This is a genomic window from Runella sp. R5_40, assembly GCF_057652295.1.
On record NZ_JBYFCH010000031.1, the window covers coordinates 54,569 to 70,489 of the forward strand.

Genomic DNA, 15,921 nt, shown 5'->3' on the forward strand with positions numbered 1-15,921 from the left:
AAAATGAGGAAAAGAAAGTCCATTTTGAGTTAATAAAAATTAAAATCCCCGCTGAGGGGATTTTTTTATTGTTCAAAATGAGCAAAAGAAAGTCCAAAATGAGATAACACCTGTGTCTCACAAATCCTGAATTTTGGGTATCACTTTAATTCATCTCAATCACATGAAAAGACTATTTATTTTTCTGTGTTTATTACTGGTTGGCCTCAGCCGTATGACGCTGGTTTTTGGCCAGACCTTGTGTGTACACACAGGCAGCCCAGGCTCCTCGACTGGATTCACAACCCGCGATTTTGCGCAAAGTATTACCATGGACAGCGGTTGCACTGGTGAATTTGCTGGGCTCTCGATTTATTCGGGCTCGGGCACTACTTCTATTGATGAAAGCGCGGTATGGCGACTAGATATCTATCAAGGAGATGGCTTTGGTGGAACCCTGCAGTACTCTCAGACGGGTATTGCAATGACCCAACGGGGAGATTACCTATTTATCAAAATTTCTGGAGGTAGTGGTACCAAAGCTTTTATTGCAGGTGATCAATACACTTTTCGGGTGTCAACTTCTTCTGCAAATTCGGTTACCGTTTTTCGAAATACTACCAGCTTTTATACGGGCGGACAGGCTTACCACAATGGGGCACCGATTAGTTCAGGGGGGGACTTCAGGGTTATCGGTGTTTATACGAAGGCTGCTACCCCTTCCTGCGGTGGAGCAACGCGCCTTTATGTAAAACAGAACGCCAGTGGTTCCAATAATGGTACTTCCTGGACGAATGCCTATACCAGCCTACAAAGCGCCATTGATTATGCCAGCGGCTGCAGCAACATTCAGGAAATTTGGGTTGCTGCGGGTACATATAAGCCTTCTGTAGATGCATCTGGAAATGCTAGCCCCTCACCTGTCAACACCAAAACTTTTCAAATCGACTTCCCTATAGTCCTCTATGGTGGCTTTGCGGGTACCGAAACCCTACTTTCACAAAGAAACGTTGCCTCTAACCAAACCATCTTGAGTGGGGATATAGACAACAACGATACGGCCAATCCTGCCGTTACGGCAAGTGATATACAAGGAACAAACGCCCATGCGGTAGTATATATCAAGAATGTCGAAGCAGGGGTGACACTCGATGGTTTTACGGTTACCGCAGGGAAGTTGGCTAATGGCTATCCTGGCGGAGGTATAGCCAATGATGGGGTTGGCTTTCCGTTTGGGACTAGTGCTACCATTCGCAACTGTAAACTTCAGGGCAATTCTGGGCCAGCCATACATAATAGTGGCAATGTTGGTGGAATTTCGGGTGGAACGGCCAGCCTATTGGTCGAAAATTCAAGCTTGTCGGGAAACACTGTAAATGATTATGGCGCTGGTATTTATTCCAATTCAAATGGAGGACGTACGAACACTACCGTCAATAATTGCACGTTCTCGAGCAATACTTCGACTTCATCTTCCAGGGGTGGGGCATACCATGAAGCCGCAGCATCTGGAAACGGAACCGCAACTTTTTCAAATTGTACCTTTAGTGGCAATAGTGGGGCTGGTAATGGCGCTGCGGTTTTTGCCTCGGCTTCTGGGGGTATCCTAAATCATACCTTTAGTAAATGTATTTTTACAAATAACACCGCTACTGTCAATGGTGGGGCTTATTATTTTACAGGAGGTGGTTCCCGCAGCGTTGACCTAGCTTTTACCAACTGTACTTTTCTAAATAATACAGCGGGAAATAATGGGGGGGCTTATTCAATGTCGGGGGCTTCCAACGCAAACATTAATGCGACATTTACCAATAGCACTTTTTACAACAACAGTGCAACCAATGGTGGTAGCGCAATTCATTATAGTAATTCAACTTCTCCAACCAATCCCTTACTGCTTCGCAATTCTATTTTATGGCAAAACACCAATGAAATTTTGATGCAGAGCTCTGCTACGATGACGCTTTCCTACAGTCTCATCAGCGGTGCCAGTGCGCCATCGGGAGCGACCAATGACAATAGCCTCTTTAATACCAATCCCAATTTTGTCGATGCGGCGGGGGGAAATTTGCGCTTGCAAAGTTGCTCTCCAGCAATGAATGCGGGTACTTCTACTGGGGCGCCAAGTACCGATTTGGATAATAATCCACGTCCTGCTCAAGGAGGATACGATATGGGTGCTTACGAATCACAAGCTGGCGGAAATGTTACTTACTATCGGGATCAAGATGGAGACGGTTTTGGGAATCCCGCAATCACCCAGACTGCCTGCACTCAACCAAGTGGCTACGTGACCAACAACACCGATTGTGATGACAATGATGCACTGGAAAAACCTGGACAGGTTTGGTATAAAGATACGGATAACGATGGCTATGCCCAAACGGGTGCATCTACCATTACCCAGTGTTTACGTCCGACAGGCTATAAAGTAGCTACTGAATTATCGGCTACCTCAGGCGATTGTAACGATAACAATTCTGCAATCAGACCGGGTGCCACCGAAATCTGCGATGGTATCGATAACAACTGTAACGGCTCCATAGACGAAGGTGGCCTTTGTTCCCCCGATTATACCATCACTACTACTTCTGGGGCCATCGTCATTACCGACTTAGCGGGCAACGGCGAAACACTCAGCGCCAGTCAAAGCGGTTCCAATATCCAGTTTAATGTAACGGGACGTACCTATTCTTTGAATGGAGGGATTCCCGAGAACTTTCCAGCGAATGTAGCACTAGCAAGTGCCAGTTCGATTACCATCAACACCGCCACGGGTAATGACATTATTAATGTAGAGGCATTTACAAGCAATCTGCCCAGTTTGACCATCATCGGCGGAATAGGAAACGATCAAGTAAACTTTAACGGTGACATTACTTTTGCCACCAATGCCAACCTAGACGTGGATTTACAAAACGATAATGCTATCCCAGGCACTGACGTAGTGGCCTTTAGCTCGGGGGCTAATCTCATTTTGTCAGGTACAGGTGCCGCTACGCTAAAAGTAAGCAAAAATATAAATTTTGCCAGTAGCTCTTCACTCGAAACTAGCAACGGCAACCTGACGATAGAAGCTAACCAACAAGCCACGGCTAGTACTGGTAGTTTTGTTGGAATATTGGTTAATGGAGCTACCGTGCGAGTCAATGGTACAGGAACGATGACGGTCAAAGGAAAAAGTGGTGATGACTTTTCCGCAAGTCAATATGGAGTATCCGTGCGAAGTGCTGGATTGATCAGTGGCGGTATCAGCAGTGCAGCTACCATTGAGGGTAGCGTGGGCGTTGCATGGAGCAGTAACAATATCGGTGTGGAGGTGACGGGCTCTAATACCCGAATTACCTCTTTGGGCGGGGCTGTATTGGTCACGGGCTCGGGTGGAAGTGGTGGTAGCAGTTCCTACTGCCAAGGGGTGGCCGTCAGTAACAATGGTATCATCACTGCGGGCGGAAGTGGCACTGTAACGGTGAGCGGTACGGGCGGCGCAGGTAGCGGTAATTTTAACACGGGTGTTTATATAGCAGGTTCAACCACTACATCTATCACCTCATCTGGTGGGAATGTAACGGTGACTGGAACTGGTGGTGGTACGAATAGCAGTAACAATAATTATGGTGTTTTGTTGGAATTGGGTGGTACTATTACCGCAGGTGGCAATGGCTCCGTAACCGTAGATGGAACAGGCGGCGCTAGTTTTGGGGGGATTAACTATGGGGTATTTGTCAATGGCTCTACCCTTGTGTCTCAAATTACCTCCTCGGGCGGAAATGTTAGAGTAACTGGCTTAGGCGGTGGTATGAGTACTGCAGGCAGTAGTATTGGTATTCGGGTGGCCTTTGCCGCAAAAATAACGGCGGGTGGTATGGGTACGGTTACCGTCAATGGTACAGGTGCTACCATTAGCGGAAATTCCAACTACGGGGTATTGGTCGAAAATGCCAATACCCAAATTACCTCTTCTGGTGGCAACGTCAGTGTAACTGGGCAAGGCGGAGGTACGGGTTCTTCACGAAACAACTACGGGGTAATTGTGCAGAATGGTGGTCAGATTATTTCGGGCAATAGCAGCACTTTGACCCTCAACGGTACAGGGGGGCCAGGGGCAGGAGCCAACAATTATGGGGTATATGTTGTGGGGACTGATGCTTTGGTTTCTTCTTCGGGTGGCAACGTCACCGTAAATGGGACAGGAGGCGGAACAACCTCACCCAGTGGCACTAATATTGGTGTTTATGTATATAATGCGACTGGTGTTGGTTTGAGCACTATATCGGCTGGTGGAACGGGTACGGTTACCGTCAATGGTACGGGTGGTCCCACGAGCGATGGTGCAAATTATGGGGTTAAGACGGAGGGTTTAGGCCAGATTACTTCTAGCGGTGGCGATATCACTATTTTGGGCATTGAGGGCTCTGGTGCCGTTGGTATCGTCAATCAAGGTAGTATCACTACTGCTACCAATGGTGGTAACATTAGCCTTACAGCTAACAGTATATTTATTGGCAGTGTATCTACGGTCTCAACCACCAACAGTGGTACTACTACGCTGCGTCAACGCAGCAACGGGGTGCAGATTAACCTTGGCACTTCCAACGATACGCCCAATGGGCCGTTAGGGCTGGCAGATTCTGAATTGGATCGGATTACGACTGGTACCCTTATCATTGGTGATGCTAACAGTGGCAACATCACGGTTATACAACCTATTTCTCGGCCTACGAGTACCAATGTGCAACTGGTGAGTGGTGGCGATGTTATTATCAGTGGCGGTGGGTTTAATACGGGTGGCGGTACTTTACTGCTTGACCCAGGCAGCTCGTCGTCGGCCATCAAACCAACCTTCAACGGGACGGATGTGACAGCGAGTACGATGACGGTGGGGGGCGATTTAAACATTGCTATCAACGGTACGCCTGTCGGAGACGGTACGGGCAGTACCTACAGCCAACTCAAGGTAGTGGGCGGGGTGAATTTGTCGGGGTCTAACTTGGTGTTGAGCGGTACGCCTTCGCTGGTAGGAGGAGAGACGTTTGTGATAGTGGACAACGACGGTACAGAAGCCATCAGTGGTACCTTTACTAATTTCGCTCAAGGTGCAACGTTGTCAAACTTCTTAAATTCAGGCTTAAATGCGACGATTAGTTACACGGCAGGTACTAATAACAATGATGTAGTGATTACGGTGGCTACGGTAGTACCCGACTATACCATCACCACAACGGGCAACGTTCTCACCATCACGGATGTCTCGGGCAACGGCGAAACACTGGATATTTCACAAAACAGTACTAATATTCGTTTCAACGTAACGGGTCGTACCTACGCTATCAATAGTGGAACGACTACCGCTTTCACTACACCTGCCGACGTGGCTCTTTCGGGTATCACAAGCATTGTGGTCAATACTGCCAATGGCAACGACATCATCAACGTCGGTGCATTTACGGCGAATCTGCCTTCATTAACCATCAACGGTGGCACGGGCGACGATGAGGTGAATTTCAACGGAGAAATCACCTTTGCGGCGAATGCGAACCTTGATTTGGATTTACAAAACGACGATGTAACTCCTGGGGTCGATGCAGTGACGATTGCCACTGATGCGAACGTAAAACTGACGGGTACAGGAGCGGCCACGGTCAAAGTAAGTAAAAACGTGACTATTGCTAGAGGGGGGAGTTTAGAAACGGTAAACGGTAACCTATTGGTAGAAGCCAACCAACAATCTACACCTACCTCGGGTAATTTTTATGGAGTGTATCTTGAACTGAGCAGTCTGCTGCAATCGACAAGTGGTTCCGTTACGGTGAAGGGTAGAGGCGGAAATAGTGCTATAACGGGACAGGTTGGGGTTCGTGTCATGGGTAGTAGTCAAATCAAAGGAAATACGGTAAATGTAGTAGGCAACGGGGGAGCTTCTACGGTGGGAGCTAGTAATGGTGTTTTTGTTCTTGCTAACGGGGTAATTACTTCTACGGGCGGGAATGTGAGTGTTACGGGTACAGGAGGAGGTACGGGAACAAGTTCGGGTAACTACGGTATTTATGTAAACGGTCGAGGTCAAATTACGGCAGGGGGTATGGGGAGTGTGACAGTAGTGGGCAACGGTGGCACTTCAACGGGGGCAGGCAATTTTGGGGTGTATGTTTCGGAGTCTGGTTCATTGATTACCTCTTCGGGCGGAGATGTGAGTGTGACGGGAAAAGAAGGAAATGGGACATTCAGTGTAGGGCTTTACCTTGGTATGGGCTCTATTAGTACAGCCACTAACGGGGGTAATATCAGTCTTATCGCCAACAGCATGAACATATTATCCCCTTTAGGTACTAATTCGACTTCTACACTCAAGTTACAGCCTTTTACCGTGGGTACGCAAATTAACCTCGTTACATCCGCAAAACCCATTGGTGGGCCATTGAGCTTGTCAGCGGATGAATTCGATCGCATAACGGCGGGAACGCTCATCGTTGGAGATGCTACTGCGGGGGCCATCAATGTCTCGGCAGGGGTTACTCGTTCTACATCAACCAATGTACAACTGATTAGTGGGGGCGACATAAACATGAGCGGTGGTGGTTTCAATACAGGAGGAGGTACGTTGCTGTTAGACCCAGGCAGCTCACCTGCTGCCATCAAACCAACCTTCAACGGGACGGATGTGACGGCGAGTACGCTGACGTTGGGGGGCGATTTAAACATTGCCATCAACGGTACGACGGCAGGAGACGGTACGGGCAGTAGCTACAGCCAACTCAAGGTAGTGGGCGGGGTGAATTTGTCAGGAGCCAACTTGGTGTTGAGCGGAACGACACCCTTGGTAGGAGGAGAGACGTTTGTCATCGTGGACAATGATGGTACAGACGCCATCACAGGTACATTTGCGGGTTTAGCGCAGGGGGCAACGCTGCCAAACTTTTTAAATTCAGGGTTAAATGCGAGGATCAGTTACACGGGAGGAACCGATAACAATGACGTGGTAATAACGATGGTGCTCGACTATACCATTACCACAACGGGCAACGTGCTCACCATCACGGATGTTTCGGGCAACGGTGAAACACTGGACATTTCACAAAACAGTACTAATATTCGTTTCAATGTAACGGGTCGTACCTATGCTATCAATGGCGGAACAACTACCGCTTTCACTACACCTGCCGACGTGGCTCTTTCGGGTATCACAAGCATTGTGGTCAATACTGCCAATGGCAACGACATCATCAACGTCGGTGCATTTACGGCGAATATGCCTTCATTAACCATCAATGGTGGCACGGGCAATGATGCGGTGAATTTCAACGGAGACATCACCTTTGCAGCAAACGCGAACCTTGATTTGGATTTACAAAACGACGATGTAACTCCTGGGGTTGATGTGGTGACAATTGGCACTAGTGCGAACGTAAAATTGACGGGTACAGGAGCGGCCACGGTCAAAGTAAGTAAATACGTGAATATTATTAACGGTGGGAGTTTAGAAACGGTCGATGGGAATTTATTGGTAGAAGCCAATCAACAATTGATACCCACCTCGGGTGATTTTAGTGGGGTACGGATTGTTGGAACTAGTAGTTCCCTTCAATCGACGGGCAGTGGTTCTGTTACGGTGAAGGGTAAAGGAGGGAATGATGCTGGAGGGGCTCAGGATGGAGTTTTTGTATCTAGTGGTGGTCAAATCCACGGCAATACGGTAAATGTAGTAGGCAACGGTGGAGCCTCAGGGGGAGGGTTTTGTACTGGGGTGACTATTTCGGGCACAAGTTCGATTACTTCCTCGGGAGGAAATGTGAGTGTTACAGGAACGGGAGGAAGTGGAGCTAATAGCTATGGAATTGATATAACGGGCTTGGGTTTGATTAGCACAGCTACTAACGGCGGTAACCTGAGCCTCATTGCTAACAGCATGAATATTCAGGCTTCTTTAAGTACCAATTCGGTTTCTACGCTCTGGCTTCGCCCCTTCACTGCGGGTACGCAAATTAACCTCGGTTTCTCTAATGACCCTATGAGTGGTCCATTAAGTTTGTCCGATGCGGAGCTCGATCGCATGACGACGGGAACGCTCATCATTGGGGATGCTACTGCGGGGGCCATCAGTGTCTCGTCAGGAGGGGTTACTCGTTCTACATCAACCAATGTACAACTGATTAGTGGGGGCGACATAAACATGAGCGGTGGTGGTTTCAATACAGGAGGAGGTACGTTGCTGTTAGACCCAGGCAGCTCACCTGCCGCCATCAAACCAACGACCTTCAACAGAACGGATGTAACGGCGAGTACGCTGACGTTGGAGGGCGATTTAAACATTTCCATCTACGGTACGGGCAGTACCTACACCCAACTCAAAGTAGTAGGCGGGGTAAATTTGTCGGGTTCCAACTTGGTGTTGAACGGAACGCCTACGCTGGTAGGAGGGGAGACGTTTGTCATCGTGGACAATGATGGTACAGACGCCATCAGTGGTACATTTGCGGGTTTAGCGCAGGGGGCAACGCTGCCAAACTTTTTAAATTCAGGGTTGAATGCGACGATTAGTTATACGGGGGGGACGAATAACAATGATGTAGTGATAACGGTGGAGCAAGTATGCCCCACGGTATCCAATGCGGGGCCTGACCAAACTCCAGCTTGCGGTACAACGCAGGTGACTTTAGCAGGCAATGCACCGACGGTAGGGACGGGTGTCTGGAGTGTGGTGAGTGGCACGGGAGGAACGTTTGGGGATGCGAATAGTGCTACATCAAGTTTTACAGGCGTAGCGGGCAATAGTTATGTACTTCGCTGGACGATAAGCAATGGGCAATGCAGCGCCTCAACGGACGATGTGAGTGTAGCGTTCACGCAAAACCCAACGACTTCCAGTGCAGGCGACGACCAAACTCCAGCTTGCGGTATAACGCAGGTGACTTTGTCGGGCAATACGCCGACGGTAGGTACGGGTTCATGGAGTGTGGTAAGCGGTACAGGAGGAACCTTTGGTACTGTTTCGAGCCCGACGTCAACGTTTAGCGGGACGGCAGGAAGCACTTACACATTGCGTTGGACGATTACGAATGGAAGTTGTACTTCTACCGATGATGTAACGATTAGTTTCAATCAAAACCCGACAACCTCTAACGCTGGTCCCGACCAAACGGGAGCGACTACTTGCGGTGTGACGCAGGTTACTTTGTCGGGCAATACGCCGACAGTAGGTACGGGTTCATGGAGTGTGGTAAGCGGTACAGGCGGGACCTTTGGTAATGCGAATAGCCCGACATCAACATTTAGCGGAACGGCAGGAAGCACTTACACATTGCGTTGGACGATTACGAATGGAAGTTGTACTTCTACCGATGATGTAACGATTAGTTTCAACCAAAACCCGACGGTATCTAATGCAGGTCCTGACCAAACCCCAGCTTGCGGTACAACGCAGGTGACTTTGGCAGGTAATGCACCAACGGTCGGAACGGGTGTCTGGACTGTGGTAAGTGGTACGGGTGGAACGTTTGCCAATGCTTCGAGCACGACATCAACTTTTAACGGGACCGCAGGTATTGCTTATACATTGCGTTGGACGACCACGAATGGAAGTTGTACTTCTACCGATGATGTGATTATTACTTTCAACCAAAACCCAACGACTTCCAATGCGGGTCCTGACCAAACTCCAGCCTGTGGAACAACGCAGGTGACTTTAGCAGGTAATGCACCGACGATCGGTACGGGTATTTGGAGTGTGGTAAGTGGCACGGGTGGAACGTTTGGTACTGTTTCGAGCCCGACGTCAACTTTTAACGGGATAGCAGGTAATAGTTATACATTGCGCTGGACGATTACAAATGGAAGTTGTACTTCTACCGATGATGTAACGATTAGTTTCAACCAAAACCCGACGACGGCGAATGCGGGTCTTGACCAAATTCCAGCGTGTGGTACAACGCAGGTGACTTTAGCGGGTAACACGCCAACGGTCGGAACGGGTGTCTGGACAGTGGTAAGTGGTACAGGAGGAACGTTTGGCGATGCTTCGAGTCCGACGTCAACGTTTAACGGGACCGCAGGAAGTACTTACACATTGCGTTGGACGACCACGAATGGAAGTTGTACTTCTACCGATGATGTAACGATTAGTTTCAACCAAAACCCGACGGTATCCAATGCGGGTCCTGACCAAACTCCAGCCTGTGGTACAGCGCAGGTGACTTTAGCAGGTAACACGCCAACGGTCGGAACGGGTGTTTGGAGTGTGTTAAGTGGGACAGGAGGAACGTTTGGCGATGCTTCGAGCTCAATGTCAACTTTTAACGGGACCGCAGGAAGTACTTACACATTGCGTTGGACGACCACGAATGGAAGTTGTACTTCTACCGATGATGTGATTATTACTTTCAACCAAAACCCAACGACTTCCAATGCGGGTCCTGACCAAACTCCAGCCTGTGGAACAACGCAGGTGACTTTAGCAGGTAACACGCCAACGATCGGTACGGGTATTTGGAGTGTGGTAAGTGGCACGGGTGGAACGTTTGGTAATACTTCGAGCCCGACGTCAACTTTTAACGGGATAGCAGGTAATAGTTATACATTGCGCTGGACGATTACAAATGGAAGTTGTACTTCTAGCGATGATGTAACGATTAGTTTCAACCAAAACCCGACGACGGCGAATGCGGGTCTTGACCAAACTCCAGCGTGTGGTACAACGCAGGTGACTTTAGCGGGTAACACGCCAACGGTCGGAACGGGTGTCTGGACTGTGGTAAGTGGTACAGGAGGAACGTTTGGCGATGCTTCGAGCCCGACATCAACGTTTAGCGGGACGGCAGGAAGCACTTACACATTGCGTTGGACGATTACGAATGGAAGTTGTACTTCTACCGATGATGTAACTATTACTTTCAACCAAAACCCCGCAACGCCAACGGCTTCGGTGACGGTACAACCAACGTGTACCACGCCGAAAGGGACAATTGTGGTGACAGCCCCCGTTGGGACGGGCATCGAATACAGCCTTGGCGGTACGTACCAAGCTTCGGCGACGTTCAGTAATTTGGATGCAGGGAATTATAATGTGACAGCGAAGGACGTAGCAACAGGTTGTATATCACCGAGTTTGGTTTTGACGGTGAATGCGGTTCCATCTGCCCCCGCTCAACCAACAGCTTCGGTGACAGTACAACCGACGTGTACCACGCCGAAAGGGACGATTGTGGTGACAGCCCCCGTTGGGACGGGCATCGAATACAGCCTTGGCGGTACGTACCAAGCTTCGGCGACGTTCAGTAATTTGGACGCGGGAAATTACAACGTGACAGCGAAGGACGTGGTGACGGGTTGTATTTCACCGACTTTAGCGTTGACGGTGAATGCGGTTCCATCTGCTCCAGCTCAACCAACAGCTTCGGTGACAGCACAACCGACGTGTACCACGCCGAAAGGAACAATTGTGGTGACAGCCCCCGTTGGAACGGGCATCGAATACAGTCTTGGCGGTACGTATCAAGCTTCGGCAACGTTCAGTAATTTGGATGCAGGGAATTATAATGTGACAGCGAAAGACGTGGCAACGGGTTGTATTTCACCGAGTTTAGCGTTGACGGTGAATGCAGTGCCCTCTGCTCCAGCCCAACCAACGGCTTCGGTGACGGTACAACCGACATGTACTACGCCGAAAGGGACAATTGTGGTGACAGCCCCTACAGGCACCGATATTCAATACAGTCTTGGCGGTACTTACCAAACTTCGGCGACGTTCAGTAATTTGGATGCAGGGAATTATAATGTGACAGCGAAAGACGTGGCAACGGGTTGTATATCAACGAGTTTGGCTTTGACGGTGAATGCGGTTCCATCTGCTCCAGCCCAACCAACTGCTTCGGTGACGGTACAGCCGACGTGTACCACGCCAAAAGGGACAATTGTGGTGACAGCCCCCGTTGGGACGGGCATCGAATACAGCCTTGGCGGTATGTATCAAACTTCGGCGACGTTCAGTAATTTGGATGCGGGGAATTATAATGTGACAGCGAAAGACGTGGCAACGGGTTGTATTTCACCGAGTTTGGCTTTGACGGTGAATGCGGTGCCATCTGCCCCAGCTCAACCAACGGCTTCGGTGACGGTACAACCGACGTGCACCACGCCAAAAGGAACAATTGTGGTGACGGCCCCCGTTGGGACGGGTATCGAATACAGCCTTGGCGGGGCGTACCAAACTTCGGCGACGTTCAGTAATTTGGATGCAGGGAATTATAATGTGACAGCGAAAGACGTAGCCACTGGTTGTATTTCACCGAGTTTGGCTTTGACGGTGAATGCGGTGCCATCAGCTCCTGCTCAGCCAACAGCTTCGGTGACTATTCAACCGACGTGCACCACGCCAAAAGGAACAATTGTGGTGGCAGCCCCCGTTGGGACGGGTATCGAATACAGCCTTGGCGGTACGTACCAAACTTCGGCGACGTTCAGTAATTTGGATGCAGGGAATTACAATGTGACAGCGAAAGACGTAGCAACGGGTTGTATTTCACCGAGTTTAGCGTTGACGGTGAATGCAGTGCCATCAGCCCCTGCCCAACCAACGGCTTCGGTGACGGTACAACCGACATGTACTACGCCGAAAGGGACAATTGTGGTGACGGCCCCCGTTGGGACGGGCATCGAATACAGTCTTGGCGGTACGTACCAAGCTTCGGCGACGTTCAGTAATTTGGATGCAGGGAATTATAATGTGACGGCGAAAGACGTGGCAACGGGTTGTATTTCACCGAGTTTGGCTTTGACGGTGAATGTGGTTCCATCTGCTCCTGCCCAGCCAACGGCTTCGGTGACAGTACAACCGACGTGTACCACGCCGAAAGGGACGATTGTGGTGACAGCCCCTACAGGCACCGATATTCAATACAGCCTTGGCGGTACGTACCAAACTTCGGCGACGTTCAGTAATTTGGATGCAGGGAATTATAATGTGACAGCGAAGAACACGACTACAGGCTGTATATCAACGAGTTTAGCGTTGACGGTGAATGCAGTGCCATCAGCCCCCGCTCAACCAACGGCTTCGGTGACGGTACAACCGACGTGCACCACGCCGAAAGGGACGATTGTGGTGACAGCCCCTACAGGCACAGATATTCAATACAGCCTTGGCGGTACGTATCAAACTTCGGCGACGTTCAGTAATTTGGATGCGGGGAATTATAATGTAACAGCGAAGAACACGACCACGGGTTGTATATCACCGAGTTTGGCTTTGACGGTGAATGCGGTGCCATCGGCCCCAGCCCAGCCAACGGCTTCGGTGACAGTACAACCGACGTGTACCACGCCGAAAGGGACGGTTGTGGTGACAGCCCCTACAGGCACCGATATTCAATACAGCCTTGGCGGTACGTACCAAACTTCGGCGACGTTCAGTAATTTGGATGCGGGGAATTACAATGTAACAGCGAAAGACGTAGCCACGGGTTGTATATCAACGAGTTTGGCTTTGACGGTGAATGCGGTTCCATCTGCCCCCGCTCAGCCAACAGCTTCGGTGACTATTCAACCGACGTGCACCACGCCAAAAGGAACAATTGTGGTGGCAGCCCCCGTTGGGACGGGTATCGAATACAGCCTTGGCGGTACGTACCAAACTTCGGCGACGTTCAGTAATTTGGATGCAGGGAATTACAATGTGACAGCGAAAGACGTAGCAACGGGTTGTATTTCACCGAGTTTAGCGTTGACGGTGAATGCAGTGCCATCAGCCCCTGCCCAACCAACGGCTTCGGTGACGGTACAACCGACATGTACTACGCCGAAAGGGACAATTGTGGTGACGGCCCCCGTTGGGACGGGCATCGAATACAGTCTTGGCGGTACGTACCAAGCTTCGGCGACGTTCAGTAATTTGGATGCAGGGAATTACAACGTGACGGCGAAAGACGTAGCCACGGGTTGTATATCAACGAGTTTAGCGTTGACGGTGAATGCAGTGCCATCTGCTCCCGCCCAACCAACGGCTTCGGTGACAGTACAACCGACGTGTACCACGCCAAAAGGAACGATTGTGGTGACAGCCCCTACAGGCACAGATATTCAATACAGCCTTGGCGGTACGTATCAAGCTTCGGCGACGTTCAGTAATTTGGATGCAGGGAATTATAATGTTACGGCGAAGGACGTAGCAACGGGTTGTATTTCAACGAGTTTAGCGTTGACGGCAAATGCAGTGCCATCAGCACCCGCAACGCCAACAGCTTCGGTGACAGTACAACCGACGTGTACCACGCCAAAAGGGACAATTGTAGTGACGGCTCCCGTGGGGACGGGCATCGAATACAGCCTTGGCGGTACGTACCAAACTTCGGCGACGTTCAGTAATTTGGACGCGGGAAATTACAACGTGACAGCGAAGGACGTGGTGACGGGTTGTATTTCACCGAGTTTAGCGTTGACGGTGAATGCGGTTCCATCGGCCCCTGCTCAACCAACGGCTTCGGTGACGGTACAACCAACGTGTACCACGCCGAAAGGGACAATTGTGGTGACAGCCCCCGTTGGGACGGGCATCGAATATAGTCTTGGCGGGGCGTACCAAGCCTCAGCAACGTTCAGTAATTTGGATGCGGGGAATTATAATGTGACAGCGAAGAACACGACCACGGGTTGTATATCACCGAGTTTGGCTTTGACGGTGAATGCGGTTCCATCTGCTCCAGCCCAACCAACAGCTTCGGTGACGGTACAACCGACGTGTACCACGCCAAAAGGGACAGTTGTGGTGACGGCCCCTACAGGCGCAGATATTCAGTACAGTCTTGGCGGGGCGTACCAAACCTCGGCGACGTTCAGTAATTTGGACGCGGGGAATTACAATGTAACAGCGAAGGACGTGGTCACGGGTTGTATTTCACCGAGTTTGGCTTTGACGGTAAATGCAGTACCATCAGCTCCTGCTCAACCAACAGCTTCGGTGACGGTACAACCAACGTGTACTACGCCAAAAGGGACGATTGTGGTGACGGCCCCCGTTGGAACGGGTATCGAATACAGCCTTGGCGGTACGTATCAAACTTCGGCGACGTTCAATAATTTGGATGCGGGGAATTATAATGTGACAGCGAAGAACACGACCACAGGCTGTATATCAACGAGTTTGGCTTTGACGGTGAATGCAGTTCCATCTGCTCCAGCCCAGCCAACAGTAGGCACAATAACGCAACCGACATGTTCGACTGCCACAGGAAGCGTAGCGTTGAGTGGTTTACCCTCGAGTGGTACATGGACATTGACGCGCAACCCTGGTTCGGTAACTAGCACGGGCACGGGCGCGGCGACGACGGTTTCAGGGTTGGTGTCAGGCATATACACGTTTACGGTGACGAATGATGCAGGCTGCGTGTCGTTGGCGAGTGGGGATGTAGTGATTACTGTGCCCCCTAGCAATATAAGCATCACAACGGCAGCAAGCGCGCCTATTTGTGCAGGAGCGACTTCCTTCACAATACCTTACACGGCCACGACGGGCAGCCCACTAAGTTATTCGATTACGGGAGTAGGAATTACATCGGTTACCTACGGAACACTACCTTCAACGCCGATTGTGGTGAATTTGAGTGGGCCAGCGACGGGTAGTTCAATTTCTTACAGCCTTACGGTGAGCAATGCTGGCGGCTGTGTTTCGCCAAACGTTGCAAGTAGTGTAGCCGTCCAAAACAAACCAACGATCACGCTAACGACGCTTCAACAAACCCTAAACGAAGGCAATAACCCAGTTTTGTGCGATACGGATGCGAATCCTGTGAACGGTTTACAGTTTACGGTTTCGGGTTTGTGTGTTTCGGGGTCACCCGTTTGGCGAGTACAAGTAGGTAGTGGTGCATGGAGCGAATGGTCAGCGACAGCCCCAGTTTCCCAACCGTCCAATAACCAACCCCACCGCTACCAAGCGGCTTGCGACGCCAATTG

Annotated in this window: 1 protein-coding gene; it reads left to right on the plus strand. The window is 50.2% G+C overall.

Annotation, left to right across the window (positions count from 1 at the left end; genetic code table 11):
* Positions 1–163: 163 nt before the first annotated feature.
* The coding region (locus tag AC23N5_RS29105) for a beta strand repeat-containing protein (RefSeq protein WP_487758210.1) at positions 164–15,921 on the plus strand (15,758 nt) is incomplete at its 3' end.